Consider the following 16,729-nt stretch of genomic DNA (forward strand, 5'->3'; position numbering starts at 1 on the left):
GGATCTACCGTTGGCCCGCTCCCCTTAGAAGCCTACCCGCAGGTTGATCTGCCCACCCACATCGCGGCGGCCATCACCATGCTGGCCCTGCACGAACATCGACAGCTGGCTGCTGCGACCCAGGCCGACCGCCACACCCACCTGACTGACCAGCGCATTGCGTGCCATCACCGCGCTGTAGACGTCGAAGGCATTGCCGCCCACCGCGAAGCGGTTGCGGCTGGCCACATCGGTGTCGCCCGAGGCGTGCTGCCAGCCGAGGCCGACCGTCAGCTGTGCCGGGAAGCGCTCGCCGCTGCCCACGTCCCAGCGCCCACGCACGCCCACGGTGCTGACATTGAGCGTGTCCTTGCCGCCTTCCAGCTCCAGCGCAGCAGTGCCGCCCTGCTCCACCGCGCGATCAGTGTCTACCCAGTGCTTGGTGAACTGCACGTACGGCTGCAGCTGGGTCCTGCCATGGGTCCAGGTCCAGCTGCCCTCCACCTGCGCGATGGTCACATCCGAGTCCTGGCGGCTGTAGAGGGTCTGGCCCAGCAGCGGCACCTCACGCGTGGTACGCGTACGGTAGTCACCGCGCGATACGCTGCCACCCACCGCAAAACCGTTGTTCCACTGTCCCTGTGCATACAGGCCGAACGTGTTGCCGCGCAGGCGGGCGCGCGAACTGCGATCGTACAGGCGCGTATCCAGCCGTTCGTTGCCGGCCGCTGCACCCAGCACCACGTGTTCACCCAGCTGCCAGTCCACGCCCGCCATCAGCGCATTGCGGTTGGAGCGGATGTCATCGCCATTGCCGTCACCGTCCTGGCGGAAGACCTTGCCACTGCCGGCCAGCCAGGCCGAGGCATGCTCGCCACGCACGGTCGGAAGCTCGCTGCCCAGACGCTGGCGGATGCCTTCTTCCAGGTAGTTGTCATACAGCAGCACCGCACGGCTGGCCGCATGCACTTCACCGGAAAGCTGGTCGAAGGCGCCGCGCGCGGTGCCGGCGTCATACATCAGCACCGTGTTGTACAGGCCCAGCGCCGGACCACTCTGCGGCAGGCTGTCCAGCGCTGCGGCAGTGTTGTACTGGTTGCGCGTGTTGGCCACCGTGGTGAACGCCGCGGTCTGCGCCACGTCAATCTGCAGGTTGGCCGTGTTCGCGGTATAGACCGGGGTGATGGTCAGGAAGGCCGACGGCGTGGTCGCCGAGGCGAACTGCCCGCTTACGCCACCGCCAGCATTGACCACGGTGTACTGCTGGCCCTGCTGGTAGCTGGTGCTCGGCGAAATGGTGTTCACCTGCACGGTGCTGCCACCCACGCTGGCACTGCCGCCCACCTGCACCGTGTCGCTGCCAGTGGCACCCAGATCGATGCCCAGCGTGCTGCCCGGCGACAAGGTCAGGTTGCCTCCCACCGTGATCGTGCCGGTGCCATTGCCCGCACCGCTGCCATTGCCTGGGCCATTACCCGGCGACAGCACGCCGCCACTGGATACCGTCACGCCACCGCCGGTACCCCCAATGGTGCCGGTGCCGGACAGCGTGGTACCGCTGCCGATGGTCCACTGGCCGCCGATGTTGCCGGTGACATTCAGGCCGCCGCCGGTGACCTGGCCGGTACCGCTGAAACCACCGCTGTTGCCACCGAGGTTCAGACCACCCGGACCGGCCTGCACGATGCTGCCGCCACCGCTGATGGTGCCGCCCAGCGTGGTGGTGCCACCGGTGTTGATCACCAGGCCACCGTTGTTGGTGATGTTGCCGGTGATCGAGCCGCTGGCCCCGCCGTTGCCGACCTGCACGGTGCCACCGGCATTGATGGTGGTGCCGCCGGTGTAGGTGTTGTTGCCGGTCAGCGTGATGGTGCCGTTGCCGGCCTGGGTCAGGCCACCGCTGCCACTGATTGTGCCGGCGACGGTAGTGTTGCCTCCTACGTTGAACACCAGGCTGCCGTTGTTGCTGACATTGCCGGCAATCGATCCGCTCGCGCCGCCGTTGCCAACCTGCAGCGTGCCGCCGGTGTTGATGGTGGTGCCGCCGGTATAGGTGTTGTTGCCGCCCAGGATCAGCGTGCCGCTGCCGGCCTGGGTCAGGCCACCGCTGCCGCCGATGGCGCCGCCGACAGTGGTGTTGCCACCCACGTTGAAGACCAGGCTGCCGTTGTTGGTGACGCTGCCGCCAATCGCACCGGTCGCGCCGCCATTGCCGACCTGCAGGGTGCCACCGGCGTTGATGGTGGTCGGGCCGGTATAGGTATTGTTGCCGGTCACGGTCAGTGTGCCGCTGCCAGCCTGGGTCAGGCCGCCGCTGCCGCTGATGGTGCCGCCCAGCGTAGTATTACCGGCCACGTTGGACACCAGCGAACCGTTGTTGGTGATGTCACCGACGATCGAACCGGTCGCACCGCCATTGCCCAGCTGCAACGTGCCACCGGCATTGATGGTGGTACCGCCGGTGTAGGTGTTGGTGCCAGTCAGCAGCAGCGTACCGCTGCCGGCTTGGGTCAGCCCGCCACTGCCGCTGATGGTGCCGCCCAGCGCGGTGTTGCCGGCCACGTTGGAAATCAACGCACCATTGTTGGTGATGTCGCCAGCGATGGCGCCGGTCGCACCGCCGTTGCCCACCTGCAGCGTGCCGCCGGTATTGATGGTGGTGCCGCCGGTGTAGGTGTTGTTGCCGACCAGGGTCAGCACGCCGCCACCGGCCTGGGTCAGACCACCGCTGCCGCTGATCGCACCACCAACCGTGGTGTTGCCGCCTACGTTGAACACCAGGCTGCCGTTGTTGGCGACGTTGCCGGTGATGGCGCCAGTCGCGCCGCCATTGCCGACCTGCAGCGTGCCACCGGTATTGATGGTGGTGCCGCCGGTATAGGTGTTGTTGCCGGTCAGGGTCAGCGTGCCGGCACCGGCCTGGGTCAGGCCACCAGCGCCGCTGATGGCGCCACCCAGCGTGGTGTTGCCGGCCACGTTGGATACCAGCGCGCCATTGTTGGTGATGTCGCCAACGATCGCACCGGTCGCACCGCCATTGCCGATCTGCAGCGTACCGCCGGCATTGATGGTGGTGCCGCCGGTATAGGTGTTGTTGCCGGTCAGCACCAGCGTGCCGCTGCCGGCCTGGGTCAGACCACCGCTGCCGCTGACCACGCCTCCCACGGTTGCCGTCGTGCCCAGGTTGTAGACCAGGCTGCCATTGTTGGTGATGTCGCCCAGCACCGAACCGGTGCTGCCGCCGTTGCCGATCTGCAGCGTGCTGCCACCGTTGATGGTGGTGCCGCCGGTGTAGACGTTGTCGCCGCTCAGTGTCAGCGTGCCGGTACCGCTCTGCACCAGGCCGCCGGTGCCACTGAGCACGCCGCCGAAGACGGTGTTGCCATTGCTGCCGCCGGTGGTCAGGGTCGCACCGCCCAGCACCACGCTGGATCCGGTCACACCGGCCAGGCCGCCGATGCTCTGGCTGCCGCCTGCGCTGATATCCAGCGTACTGGCACCGGTCAGGTTGACCGTGCTGGCAGCGGACAGGCTGCCACCGGCCGCCACCGCCAATGTGCCGCTGTTGATGGTGGTGGTGCCGGTATAGGTGCTGGCACCGCCCAAGGTGACCGTTGCTGCGCCATCCTTCAGCAGGCCGCCAGCGCCGCTGATCGGGCCGTTCAAGGTCAGCGCGTTGCTGCCCGCCAGGGTCAGCGTGCCGCTGCTCAACTGCACGGTGTTGGCCAGCGTCAGCGCGCTGGTGCCGTCCAGACTGGCGTCGCCACCCACGGTCAGCGTGCCGGTTCCCAGTGCAGCGTTGTCGCCCAGGGCAAGGCCACCGGCATTGAGTGTCACGCCACCGCTGAAGGTATTGCTGCCGGTCAGGCCCTGGATCCCCGCGCCGTTCTTCACCAGACCACCGGTGCCACCGATGGTCCCGGCGAACGTCGTATTGCCGACGCCACCGAGGGTGAGCGTGCCGGTGCCCAGCGCCACGGCCGAGCCGGCCACGCCCGCCAGTGAGCCGATCGTCTGCGCGCCGCCCGCGCTGATGTCGAAGGCGGTACCGGCATTGGCCAGGTTCACTGCGCCGGTTGCCGCCAGGCTGCCGCCTGCACCGATGGCCAGCGTGCCGGCGTTGATGGTGGTACCCCCGGTGAAGGTGTTGGTGCCGGTCAGCGTCTGGGTCCCGGAACCTTCCTTGATCAGGCCGCCGGAGCCGGCCACCGAGCCACTGAACGTGCCATTGCTGGCGTCTCCGATCGTCAGCGTGTTGGCCCCCAGGTTCACCGTGCCGTTGCCGATCAGGGTGCCGAACTGCTGCGTGCCGCTGCCCGCCGACAGGTCGAAGGTCGCCCCCGAAGCCAGGTTGACGACGCCGCTGGCGTGCAGGCTCGCGCCCGCCCCCAATGCCAACGTACCGGCGTTGATGTTGGTGCCACCGGTGTAGGTGTTGATGCCGTTCAAGGTCAGCGTTGCGGCGCCCTCCTTGGTCAAGCTGCCGGTGCCACTCAGGCTGCCGTTGAGGGTGAGGTTGTTGCTGCCGAGTACAGTCAACCCGTTGTTGAGGATGAAGTTGTTGGCCAGCGTCACCGCGGTGTTCGAATCGAGCGTGGCATTGCCACCCACCGTGACCGCACCGGTGCCCAGCGCAGCATTGTTGCCGACCACCAGGCCACCGGCATTGAGCGTTACGCCACCACTGAAGGTGCTCGCGCCATTGAGCGTCTGCACGCCGGCGCCGTTCTTGATCAGGCCACCGTTGCCGCTGATCGCGCCGTTGAAGGTGCTGTCCACCGTGCCGCCCAGGCTCAGCGTGCTGCCACCGAGTGCCACCGTGCTGCCGGCCACGCCGGCCAGCGAACCGATGGTCTGGTTGCCCGCAGAGATATCGAGGGTACCGGCACCTGCCAAGTTCACCGCACCGGTCGACGCCAGGCTGCCACCAGCACCGATGGCCAGCGTGCCGCTGTTGATGGTGGTGCCTTCGGTGTAGGTATTCGCACCGTTCAGGGTCACGGTAGCCGCACCGTTCTTGATCAGGCCACCGGTACCCGAAATCACACCGCCCAGTGTCAGCGCCTGGCTGCCGAGCAGGTCGAGGTTGACGCCCGCTGCAAGCCCGATGTTGTTGGCCAGGCTGACGCCTGTCGTTGCATCCAGCGTTGCGTTGCCGCCCACCGTCAGCGCGCCGGTGCCGAGCGCAGCGTTGTTGCCGACAATCAGGCCACCGCCGTTGAGTGCAACGCCACCACTGAACAGATTGGCGCCACCCAGCGTGAGGATGCCGGCGCCATTCTTGACCAGGCCGCCGGTGCCGGAAATCGCACCGTCGAACACGCTGTTGCCGATGCCGCCGAGGATCAGCGACTGCGCGCCCAGGCTGACCGTGGAGCCGCTCACGCCGGCCAGCGAACCAATCGTCTGGCTGGCGCCGGACGCCGAGATGTCGAAGCCGGTTCCCGCCGCAGTGAGCGTTACCGCCCCGTCCGCAGCCAGGCTGCCACCCGGACCAATCGCCAGCGTGCCGGCGTTGATGAAGGTGCCGCCGGTATAGGTATTGGTGCCGGTCAGCGTTTCGATGCCCGAACCGACCTTGGTCAGGCCACCCGTGCCTGCGATCGAGCCACTGAACGTGCCATTGGTGGCACCGCCGACTTCGATCGAGTTGGCACCAAGGTTCACCGTACCGTTGCCGACCAGGGTGCCGAACACCTGCGTGCCGCTGCCGGCAGACAGATCCAGCGTGGCACCGGTGGCGAGGTTCACGGTACCGCTTGCCGCCAGGCTGGCCCCGGCACCCAGCGCCAGCGTGCCGGCGTTGATGTTGGTGCCACCGGTGTAGGTGTTGATCCCGTTCAAGGTCAGCGTCGCGACGCCATTCTTGGTCAGGCTGCCAGCCCCGGAAAGGACGCCGTTGAGTGTCAGCGCATTGCTGCCGAGCACGGTCAGCCCGGCATTGAGGGCGATGTTGTTGGCCAGCGTTGCCAGGCCGGTGGTGTCCAGCGTGGCGGCACCGCCGACGGTCAACGCACCCGTACCCAGCGCCGCGTCATTGCCGAGCACCAGCCCGCCTGCGTTGAGCGTCACGCCGCCACCAAACGTGTTGGCACCGGACAACGTCTGCACGCCCGCGCCCACTTTCACCAGGCCGCCGCCACCACTGATCACGCCATCGAACGCGGCGTTGCTGGCGGTTCCGAACGTCAGTGAATTTCCGCCCAGCGTCAGCGTGCTTCCGCCCACGCCACTGAGTGCGCCGATGGTCTGGCTGCCACTGGCACCGGAGATATCGAAGCCAGCGCCTGCGCCCAGCGTGACATCACCCGCCGCGGCAAGGCTGCCACCTGTTCCCAGTGCCAGCGTACCGGCGTTGATGGTGGTACCGCCGGTATAGGTGTTGGCACCGGACAGCGTCAGCGTGGTGGCACCGTTCTTGATCAGGCTGCCGTTGCCACCGATCACACCCGACAGCGTCAGCGCATTGCTGCCCGGCAATGTCAGTGCGACACCCGAGCCCAGCGTGACCGCATTGCCCAGTGCCACTCCAGCCCCCGCATCCAGCGTGGTACTGGCATTCACCGCCAGCGAGCCGGTACCGAGCGCATCATTGGCGCCGACCACCAGGCCACCACCGTTCAAGGTCAGGCCACCACCGAAGGTATTGGTGTTGTTGAGGGTCAGCAGGCCCGTACCGTTCTTGACCAGGCTGCCGTTGCCGGCCAGCACGCCAGCCAGGGTGAGGTCATTGCTGCCGCCCAGCGTCAGCTGCGAACCCGCGCCGAAGTTCACCGCATTGGCCAGATCCAGCGCAGCCGTCGTGTCCAGGCTGACGTTGCCGCCAATACCCAGCGCCCCCGTACCCAACGCCCCTGCATTGCCGAGGATCAGGCCGCCGGCATTGAGCGCGACGCCGCCACTGAAGGTATTGGCACCGGATAGCGTCTGCACGCCTGCGCCAGCCTTGATCAATCCACCACTGCCATCGATGAGACCGGCAAAGCTGCCGTTGCCGGCGCCGCCGAAAGTCAGCGTCTGCGTGCCCAGCGCCACATGGCTGCCGGCGATGCCGTTCAATGCACCGATGGTCTGCCCGGCACCGGCCGCGGAGATGTCCAGCGTCGCGCCGGCACCGGCGAGATCCACCGCACCGGTGGCGGCAAGACTGCCACCCGCGCCGAGCGCCAGCGTGCCGGCATTGACCGTGGCACCGCCCAGGAAGGTATTGGCACCGGACAGGGTCAGCGTCGAGGCGCCGTTCTTGACCAGGCCACCGGTTCCTCCCACCACACCGGTCAGGGTGAGGTTGTTGCTGCCCGGCAGGGTCAGCGTATTGGCGCCCAGGTTCACTGCATTGACCAGCGAAACCGGCGCACTCGCATCCAGAGAAACACTACCGCCAATGTTCAGTGCCCCGGTACCGAGCGCACCGTTGGCGCCCACCGACAGGCCGCCGGCATTCAATGCAAGACCACCGCTGAAGGTGTTGCTGTTGTTCAACGACAGCACGCCGGTACCGGTCTTGATCAAGCCGCCCGTGCCCGAGACCAGTCCGCCCAGCGCGACGTTCTGGTTGCTGGTCAGGCTCAGCTGCGCACCAGCATCCAGGTCGATGGCGTTAGACAGATTCAATGCCACCGAACTATCGAGGGTGGCGTTTGCGCCCACACCCAACTGGCCAGTGCCCAGCGCTCCGGCGTTGCCCAGCATCAGGCCACCGCCGTTGAGCGTCAGCCCACCGGCGAAGTTGTTGGCGCCGTTGAGCGTGAGCGTGCTGGCACCGTTCTTGACCAGGCCACCGGCTCCGGAGACCACCCCACCGAGGGTGATCGCCTGCGAACCCGGCAGCGACAGCACAGCCCCACTGCCCAGAGTGACATTGTTGATCAGGTTCAATGCCGTGCTGCCATCGAGTGTTGCATTGCCGCCCACGCTCAATACGCCGGTGCCAAGTGCACCGCTGTTGCCCAGCAGCAGGCTGCCGGCGTTGAGGCTCAGGCCACCGCTGAAGGCATTGGTGCCGTTCAAGGTCAGCTGCGAGGCACCGTTCTTGGTCAGGCTGCCGGTGCCAGTGATGTTGCCGCCCAGGGTGAGGTTCTGGCTGCCCGGCAGGGTCAGCGCTGCCCCGAGGTTGATCGCATTGCCCAGGCTCATGGCTGCGGTGGTGTCCAGCAGACCATTACCACTGACCGTCAGCGCACCGCTTCCCAGCGCGCCGGCGTTGCCCAGCAGCAGGCCACCTGCCGCAAGATTCACCCCACCGCTGAAGGTGTTGGCGCCAGTCAGCGTCTGCACGCCGGCGCCCTGCTTGATCAGGCCACCGGTGCCACCGATCACGCCGGCGAAGGTCTGGTTGGTGGCATCACCGAAGGTGAGCATGCTGCTGCCCAACGAAAGAGTGCTGCCCGCCACACCGGACAGCGCACCGATGGTCTGGTTGCCACCGAGCGAGATATCCAGTTCGGCGCCAGCCCCCGCCAGGCTCACCGCCCCGGTGGCCGCCAGACTGCCGCCACTGGCCAGTGCCACCTTTCCTGCGTTCACGTTCAGACCGCCGGTGAACGCGTTGGCCCCACCCAGCGTCAGCGTGGAGGCGCCGTTCTTGACCAGGCTGCCGCTGCCACCGATCACGCCGCCCAGCGTCAGCGCGTTGGAGCCCAGCACGTTGAGCGAACCACCCAACCCCAGGTTGATGCCGTTGCCCACGGTCAGTGCCGAGCTGGCATCAAGCGTCACCGCACCACCTACATTCAATGCGCCGGTTCCCAGCGCACCGCCATTGCCGAGCACCAGGCCTCCAGCCGCGAGCGACAGCCCTCCACCAAACGTGTTGGCGTTGTTGAGGGTCAGGGTGGCCGCGCCGTTCTTGACCAGGCTGCCGGTGCCACCGATCACGCCATTGAAGGTCAACGCCTGGTTCCCGGACAGATTGAGGATGCTGCCCGCGCCCAGATTGACCGCGTTGGCGAGAGCGAGTGCCCCGGTGCCATCGAGAGACACGTTGCCGCCAACACTGAGTGCTCCAGTACCCAGCGCGCCTGCATTGCCCAGCAGCAGGCCGCCGCCGTTGAGCGCGACGCCACCGGTGAAGGTATTGGAACCAGACAAGGTCTGGGTACCCGTACCGACCTTGACCAGCGCGCCGCCGACACCACCGATGACGCCGGAGAAGCTGGTGCTGGTGTTCAGGCCACCCAATGTGAGGCTGCGCTGGCCGAGGTTGAGCGCACCGGATCCGGCGAGAGAGCCGATGGTCTGGCTGGCCGCAACCGAGAGGTCGAGGTTGGTACCTGCGCTCAGCGAGATCGCACTTGTCGGCGACAGGCTGCCACCAGCGCCCAGTGCCAGCGCACCACCGGTAATGGAGAACGTGCCTGCAAGCGTGTTGGCACCATTCAAGGTCAATGTGCCGGCACCTGCCTTGATCAGATTGCCTGCGCCGGAGATCGAACCATTCAGGCCCAGCCCATTGCTGCCCAGCAGGTTGAGCGTGCCGCCACCGTTGATGACGAGGTTGTTGCCAAGATTGAAGTTGGCCGAGGTATCCAGCGATGCCGTGCCGCCGACGGTCAGATTGCCGCTGCCGAGCGCGCTGGCATTGCCAAGCACCAGACCGCCTGCATTGAGGTTGACGCCGCCGGAAAACAGATTTGCTCCGCCAAGGGTGACGATGCCGGTGTTGTTGACCGTGAGCCCGCCGGTCCCGGAAAGCACGCCGCCCAGTCCGAACGCATTGGAGCCGGACAGGGACAGATTGCCACCGAGGCTGAAGGGGTTGACCAGGTTCAGACCTGCGGTGGAGGACGCAATGGCACCGCCGTTGGCGGTGAACAACCCTGCGCCGAAGGAGCCGGCATTGTTGAAATTGACCAGGCCATCATTGAGCGTCGTCGACCCGGTTCCGCCCCATGCGCCCTGCAGGTTCCAGGTGCCACTGTTGACGGTGAGCTTCTGGAAGTTGAGGTACTGGTTCCAGCCCAGCGTGGTCACTGCACCGCCGGTGCCCGAGCCCGGGCCCGTAGCACTGTTCTGCAGCACCAGTGTGTTGTTGGCGGCTCCAGTGCCGGTGCCTGCGTCGACCGTGCCTGCGGCCGCGACCCTGACCCCGGTTACGCCGGCGAGCAGGCCTGCGGCTGCACCGCCGCCGCCGGTAACGACACTGGACCCTGCCACGGCAGCGAAGGTATTGCCGCCGGTGGAATCGCCCAGATGCACACTGCCCGTGATCGTGCCCGCATTGGTGAATGCATTGCCCGCTGAAGCGCCGAGGCCGACACGGCCGGTGATGCTGCCACGGTTGGTCACGGTGGCCTGTGCCCCGCCATAGGTCACCACCGACGTCGCATCCGCAAGCTGCCCTATTCCCAGCAGCGACATTCCAATCGAACCATCATTGACCAGCGTGGTGGTCCCACCTGCGGCATTCTGCGCGGCTATTGCCTGGCCGCCGAAGCCCAGCAAAGTGCCGATGTTGAAGATGCCCTTGATCTGGCCGCCGGTCTGGTTGTTGACCGTGATCGCACTGCCACCGACGGTGTTGTTGCCGACCACCAGGCCGGCCGCGGCCAGGCTGAGACCACCGGTCAGGAACGGATCGATCGTGCCGGCGTTGTTGACCGTGGTGTTGCTGCCACTCAACGTCACCGCATTGCCGCCCAACAGCAGAGGCACGCTGATCACCGCGCCATTGGCGATATTCAACGTCAGGCCGCTGGTTGGGTTGACGTAGTTGGTGATGTTGGTGGTGCTGTCGCAGTTGACGGTCGTGGTGCCAGTGCACGCTGCGAAGGCCGAACCGCTGGCCAGGGTGGCCGCCAGTGCGACTGCCAGTTGATGCGCCCGCAATCGCGGTGGCCGCTTCGCGGCAACCGCGCTTCCGCCGGGATTCTGGGCGACCTCCGATGCAACCTGCATTACGCCGAGGGCGCGATTGAAAACCAGACGGTAAATGCGGTTCATCGGTAAATCTCCATGAAAAGACCGGATGGCACTGCGGGCAGGTTTTTTTTGAAGACAATGCGGCCCACCCCGGCTCCCGAAACGAGAACAAGGCCTGGCTTCATTAACTTCTGAAAATCTTCACATCTTCACGCGACCGCACCTGGAACAGGCAGGCCAACGTGTCCGTCAAGGCGAAAACTCCCCGGTTTCGCCTGACGAATGGCGGCACTGTGCGGCCGATGGCGCCAGCGGCATGTGAATCACGCTCGTTATTTTCATGACGCACGTCAAATAAAACGGGCGGACAAAATGGTTTTGCCGAAAATGCATATACCTGCAACAGACGGAGATTCCTTTCTCCGCCCAACTAAATGCATTCAGCTGCTCGAGAGTTTCATCAGCACCAGGCCGGAAACGATCAGCACCGCCGCACCGATCCGCATCGGGCTGACCTGCTCACCAAGGAACACGATGCCGACCACGAACGCGCCGACCGCGCCGATGCCGGTCCAGATCGTGTAGGCGGTGCCCAGCGGCAGGCTGCGCATGGCCACCGCCAGCAACCAGAAGCTGGCGATCATGCCGATGATGGTGACCACGGTGGGGGTGAGCCTTGTGAAGCCTTCGGACTGCTTCATGGACACGGCCCAGACGATTTCCAGCAGGCCGGCGAACAACAGATAGATCCAGGCCATGACGGCCCTCCTCTTGGTAGGGCCAGGCCGTCCTGGTCATTGGTTCCCGATGCGGGGGAGGCCGTTCCTCCAGGCCGGCATTCTAGCAACGGGGGTGCGCCCCGGCCGCCGTGGCCGGGAACGGGTTACAGCCGATTCAGTGCACGAAGCTGGCGTCGATGTACCTGCCTGCGCTATAGTTGCCGTCTGCCATCGGCCAGCCGATGTGCAGTCCGGCTGTGGTCTCCGGCGCATCGCGCGCTGCTTCCCCTGATCCGTGAACCGGCCGCCTACTGGGCGGCCAACGTCTCTATGGTGGCCCCGTCGGCCCCTCGCGACGCTAGGTCGAAAATCCCGCCAGGGCCGGAAGGCAGCAACGGTATCGATCGACGCGGGCGCCGAGGTCAGCCGGCGGGGCCATCGCCTTTTTGGCCACGCCCCCGCTCTGGTAGCTGCCAACCTTGGTTGGCGCCCTTCACCAGGCATGGCCCGGCACTACCGCGCTTCCGGCGTGCCCTGATGGAACACCACGCGCCACCGTTGCCCATGCCGGCGCCACAGCGAGCTGCGCAGCACCCAGCGTTGCGCCTGGCCATCGAGGTGATAGCGGCTGCGGTAGCGCACCTGGGCCAGATCCTTGTCCAACAGCCACACCGCGTACTGTTCCGATTCGATCAGCACCTGCGCGCGCTCCAACGGGATCTCCTGCAACGCCGCATCACGGCCGTAGCATTGCCCGGAACTGCCGATCTCGCTGAAATCCTCGTCCAGCAGAGCCGCAAGGGACTCGCGATCACCCCGCACCTGCGGCGCATGCAGCGCGCGTTCCAGCGCCTCCAGTTCGGCAGCAAGCGCCGCGTCGGCGGGCTGGCCGGCACCGCTCACGGCGGGTCCTGGGCCAGCACGTGCGGCGCAGTGGGATTGGCCAGCGGCACGCACTGCCCCGGCTGCGCCACGCGGTGCCCCCGCGCAGCCAGCGCGTGGCCATCGGCCACGCTTGCATAGTGGTAGAGCATCATCCGCGCCTGCAGCTCCGCGCTGTACTCGCGCTCCAGGTCGTCCACGCCGGTATGCGACGGGTTGCCGTGCAGGCCGCAGTCGTGCGCGATCAGTTCGTTGTCATTGGCGAAGCGGGCCAGCATCTCCGGAACCGGCCGGGTATCGCCGCTCCAGGTCAGCGCGCCCTGCAGGCGCAGGCCATAGGCCGTCTCCGGCCAGTGGTGGCGCACCGGGAACACTTCCAGGCGCACGCCCTCGTGCCAGAACGCCTCGCCCACCACGACCAGCTGGAACGCATCCCAGAAGTTGGCACCGCCCTCGGCCAGCACATTCGGATAATCACCGATGCGCTTGTGCAGCAGCGGCACCACCGTGGCGGGCACGTACAGGCGTACCTTGCCGCGTCGGTGCGCATTGAAGAAGGTATCGACGAACAGCCGCTCGAAGCCCGCCACGTGGTCCAGGTGCACATGGGTGACGAACAACGCCTGCGGCATGTGCCCGTAGTGCGCCTTGAACGCGGTCAGGCCTTCACCGCCGCAGTCGATGGTCAGCCACGGTCGCCCGTCCCGTTCGATCACCGACATCGGCGACCCCAGCTCGACCGCCGACGCATTGCCGACGCCGAGGAAACGCAACGACCAGTCCATCAGGTGCCCCGGTTCCAGGCCATGTCATAGGCGCGGCGCAGCCGCGCGTAGTCCTTCTGCACGTCTTCCACGCTGCGCTCGCCGCGCAGCTTGATCAACGAGCGCAGCAGCCGCTTGAGGTTGCGTTCGCGCCAGGCGGTCGCCGGAATGCGGATAACCCCGCGGTCGAAGTCGATCAGCCAGCCATGACCGTTGCCGTCGAACAGGATGTTGTGCGCGTTGAGGTCAGCATGGTCCAGGCCGGCACGGTGAAAGCGGGCGATCAGCCGCCCGGTCTCCTCCCACGGTGCACCCCGGCCGGCGACCAGCGCGCGGTCGGCCAGCGAACGGACACCCTCGATCCGCTCCATCAGGATCGCGGCCCGGTAGCGCAGGCCCTCGCGCATGTAGAACGCCGCCAGTGGCCGGGGCACCGGCAACTTCTTCTCGCGCAGGGCGCGCATCAGCCGGAATTCGGCGAAACTGCGGGTCCGGTCCGCGCCGCGCCAGAGGTACTGGTCGTGGCTGATCCTGGCCGCCATGCCGCCGCGCAGGTAGTGGCGCAGTACGCTGGCGCCGAACGGCGCATCGATGAACCAGGCGCTGCCACGACCACCGTCCCCTACCGGCCGGGCCCTGCTGCCCCAGTGCTGGGGCGAGAACAGGCCGATCTCGGCTTGCCGCAGGCGCTCGCGGTCGAACAGAATGGCCCCGATGCCGCGACCCTCGCGGCATGGCGTCAGCGCTTCATTGGCGTCGAATGCGACCATTTCATTGAGTCTAACAACACATGGCATCAGCGTCCTCCTCCTTGTGCCTCCTGCGCCTGTCCGCACTCGGCGATGTCACCCACGTGGTGCCCCTGGTGCGCACCCTGCAGGCTGCGCGTCCGGACACGCCGATCCACTGGATCATCGACAAGGCCGGCCACAAGCTGCTCGACGGCCTGCCCGGCGTCACCTTCCATGCCTACGACAAGAAGAGCGGCATGGCCGGGGTCAAGGAACTGCGCAGGCAGCTGCCGCCGGGGCGCTTCGAAGCGCTGCTGCAGATGCAGGTGGCGTTCCGCGCCAACCTGCTGTCGGCCTTCATTCCCGCAGAGCGTCGCATCGGCTACGACCGCAGCCGCTCCAAGGACCTGCATGGCCTCTTCATCAACGAACGCATCCCCGACCGCCCCGGCATCCATGTGCTGGATGCCATCGGCAGTTTCTGTGAACCCCTTGGCCTGCGCCAGACCGAGGTCAGCTGGGACCTGGCGGTGCCGCAATCCGCATATGAGTGGGCCGCCGCTCAGTGGCAGGACGATGGCCGCCCGGTGCTGATGATCTCGCCCTGTTCCAGCCACGTGCGCCGCAACTGGTATGCAGACCGCTACGCCGCCGTGGCCAACCACGCCGCACAGCGCGGTTGGCAGGTGGTGCTGTGCGGAGGCCGCAGCGAACTGGAGCGCAGCATGGCCGATGCCATCCAGGCACAGCTGCACACACCGGCGCTGGACCTGGTCGGCAAGGACACGCTCAAGCAGTTGCCCGCCCTGCTCGCCCGCGCCAACCTGGTGATGACCCCGGACTCGGGCCCGATGCACATCGCCAACGCGATGGGCGCCAAGGTATTGGGCCTGCATGCGGCCAGCAACCCGAACCGCAGCGGCCCGTACTCGGACCGCCGCTACTGCGTGGACCGCTACGACGACGCTGCGCGCAAGTACCTGGCCAAGCAGGCCGCCGATCTGAAGTGGGGCACCAAGATCGAGTTCGATGATGTGATGGAACTGATCACCGTCGAAGACGGTATCGCTGCGTTCGAACGCTACGTCGCCGACCACCTGGGGTGAGCGGCAGGCTGCCCGGGATTACGCGCGCTGCGCGTAATCCTGGTACGACTTCTCTTCCACGTATGCCGAACCCAGCGCCAGGTTGATCGCCTTCTTGATGCGCGCGCGTTCGTCGTTGCGCAGGTAGACGCTGCGCGCCAGGTCGATGAACCCCTGGTCGAACGTCTGCGCCTTCTCTTTCAGGCGGATGTCGTCCTCGATGTCCCACAGCTGCTCGTTGACCGCCTTCAGCTCGGCACGCAGCTTGGCGACGTCCTTCACCGCCGCCGGGTGTGCCATCCAGGTCTGCTCCAGCGCCGACAGCTCCTTGCGAACGTTCGCCAGCTTGCCCTCGTCGCTGATGCGCTCGGACTTGATCTGCAGGATCGAGATCTTGTCCAGCAGCTCGCCGAAAGAAACGGGGACGAGGATTTCAGCGGTCATCGGGAAAGCTCCAGCAGGTGATGCAGGCAGTTTAACCCGCAGCTCGCGGTGGAATGGGTAGATCCACGCCATGCGTGGATGGTTCAGCTCGGCAGGACAGCATCCACGCATGGCGTGGATCTACTGATGCACCTGCCCCGACAGGGACGGGGAGAGGCCGGCAAAGGGAGGGGCCCACAGGTTGCGCGGCAACGTGTGGGGCGACGCGCAGAGCGTGGCGCGTCCCGCGCCAGATAAAGAAAAAGGGCCGCCTTTCGGCAGCCCTTTTTCTTTATCTGGCGGAGAGGGGGGGATTCGAACCCCCGAGGCGCTATAAACGCCTGCCTGATTTCGAGTCAGGTACATTCAACCACTCTGCCACCTCTCCGGGTGGTCCCCGGCGGACCGGGGACGCGCATCATACGAGGAAGTGAGGCCGACGACAAGTCATTCCGGCCAACGAAGTGAAAATTTCCTGAGCGCATGCCTTGCCGGATGCGTGCAGCCACCCGATGATGCCTGTCTCCCCAGCAACACCCCGCCCCAGCCCCATGATCGAATTCGGACACCTCACCCATCCCGGCATGCGCCGCGAGCTCAACGAGGACACCTACTACGGTGACAGCGAGCTGGCCCTGTGGCTGGTGGCCGATGGCATGGGCGGGCACGCCTGCGGTGAAGTGGCCAGCGCACTGGCGCGCGAGACCATCGTGCGCGAGATCCGCCGCGGCGCACCACTGGCGCAGGCCATCCGCACCGCCGACGAAGAGATCATCCGTGCCTCGCGCCGTCGCAACGACACACTGCCGATGGGCACCACCGTGGTCGCTGCGCGCGTACAGGGCAACCGCTATGAAGTGGCCTGGGTCGGCGACAGCCGCGCCTACCTGTGGCGCGACGGGCAACTGGCCCAGCTCAGCCAGGACCACAGCGTGGTGCAGGAACTGGTCGCGCAGGGCAACCTGACCGCCGAACAGGCGCGTGCGCATCCGCATCGCAACGTGGTCACCCAGGCGCTGGGCGTGACCGATCCGGCGCATCTGAACGTGGCCACCACCAGTGGTGAGCTGCGCCCGGGCATGCAGCTGCTGCTGTGCAGTGACGGCCTCACCGAGGAAGTGGACGACCGTGGCATCGCCCGCACCCTCGCCTTCGAGGATGCCAGCGCACAGGAATGCGTGGATACGCTGGTCGCGGCCGCGCTCGATGGCGGCGGCCGCGACAACATCAGCGTGATCCTGGTGCGCTGCCACTAACCGGTAGATCCACGCCATGCGTGGATGCGG

The 16,729-nt window shown here is 66.5% G+C and carries 8 protein-coding genes, 1 tRNA gene and 1 other RNA gene; 3 read left to right on the plus strand and 7 right to left on the minus strand.

Translation table 11 applies throughout. The features are described 5' to 3' along the window. Positions 1 to 24: 24 nt before the first annotated feature. Positions 25 to 10,920, minus strand: a complete 10,896-nt coding sequence (locus ACJ7C5_RS05475) for an autotransporter-associated beta strand repeat-containing protein (protein WP_412703288.1) — start codon at positions 10,918 to 10,920, stop codon at positions 25 to 27. A gap of 359 nt (positions 10,921 to 11,279) precedes the next feature. Further along, positions 11,280 to 11,597 (minus strand): DMT family transporter, encoded by a 318-nt coding sequence (locus ACJ7C5_RS05480; protein ID WP_005415486.1) that lies wholly within the window; start codon positions 11,595 to 11,597, stop codon positions 11,280 to 11,282. Positions 11,598 to 11,897: 300 nt separating this feature from the next. Here ACJ7C5_RS05480 and ffs point away from each other — a divergent pair. Beyond that, positions 11,898 to 11,994: signal recognition particle sRNA small type (ffs, locus tag ACJ7C5_RS05485), an RNA gene on the plus strand. Between the two features lie 77 nt (positions 11,995 to 12,071). On the opposite strand, the gene ACJ7C5_RS05490 is transcribed toward ffs, so the two are convergent. Genes ACJ7C5_RS05490 through ACJ7C5_RS05500 form a run of 3 tightly spaced genes read right to left on the minus strand, consistent with a single transcriptional unit; the run spans position 12,072 to position 13,974 of the window. Beyond that, positions 12,072 to 12,461, minus strand: a complete 390-nt coding sequence (locus tag ACJ7C5_RS05490) for a nuclear transport factor 2 family protein (RefSeq protein ID WP_412703289.1) — start codon at positions 12,459 to 12,461, stop codon at positions 12,072 to 12,074. After that, positions 12,458 to 13,225, minus strand: coding sequence for an MBL fold metallo-hydrolase (locus ACJ7C5_RS05495; RefSeq protein ID WP_097048655.1), 768 nt, complete (start codon positions 13,223 to 13,225; stop codon positions 12,458 to 12,460). The genes ACJ7C5_RS05490 and ACJ7C5_RS05495 overlap by 4 nt, the downstream gene beginning before the upstream one ends. Then, positions 13,225 to 13,974, minus strand: a complete 750-nt coding sequence (locus ACJ7C5_RS05500; RefSeq protein WP_088024686.1) for a 3-deoxy-D-manno-octulosonic acid kinase — start codon at positions 13,972 to 13,974, stop codon at positions 13,225 to 13,227. The genes ACJ7C5_RS05495 and ACJ7C5_RS05500 overlap by 1 nt, the downstream gene beginning before the upstream one ends. Before the next feature lie 20 nt (positions 13,975 to 13,994). Between ACJ7C5_RS05500 and ACJ7C5_RS05505 the strand changes: the two genes are divergently transcribed. Then, the gene (locus ACJ7C5_RS05505; RefSeq protein WP_049434295.1) at positions 13,995 to 15,041 is read left to right on the plus strand and encodes a glycosyltransferase family 9 protein; all 1,047 of its coding nucleotides are present in this window, start codon (positions 13,995 to 13,997) and stop codon (positions 15,039 to 15,041) included. Positions 15,042 to 15,059: 18 nt separating this feature from the next. On the opposite strand, the gene ACJ7C5_RS05510 is transcribed toward ACJ7C5_RS05505, so the two are convergent. Both ACJ7C5_RS05510 and ACJ7C5_RS05515 read right to left on the minus strand, forming a co-directional pair. After that, complete coding sequence (locus ACJ7C5_RS05510; RefSeq protein WP_088024683.1) at positions 15,060 to 15,464, minus strand: DUF6165 family protein; 405 nt, start codon at positions 15,462 to 15,464, stop codon at positions 15,060 to 15,062. Between the two features lie 276 nt (positions 15,465 to 15,740). Continuing rightward, positions 15,741 to 15,831, minus strand: a tRNA-Ser gene (locus tag ACJ7C5_RS05515). Between the two features lie 163 nt (positions 15,832 to 15,994). On the opposite strand from ACJ7C5_RS05515, the gene ACJ7C5_RS05520 reads away from it, so the two are divergent. Beyond that, a complete protein-coding gene (locus tag ACJ7C5_RS05520) occupies positions 15,995 to 16,699 on the plus strand; it encodes a PP2C family protein-serine/threonine phosphatase (protein ID WP_005408277.1) in 705 nt (234 codons plus the stop codon). Positions 16,700 to 16,729: the final 30 nt, after the last annotated feature.

This window comes from Nocardiopsis yanglingensis (genome assembly GCF_045809185.1).
Classification (GTDB): domain Bacteria; phylum Pseudomonadota; class Gammaproteobacteria; order Xanthomonadales; family Xanthomonadaceae; genus Stenotrophomonas; species Stenotrophomonas yanglingensis.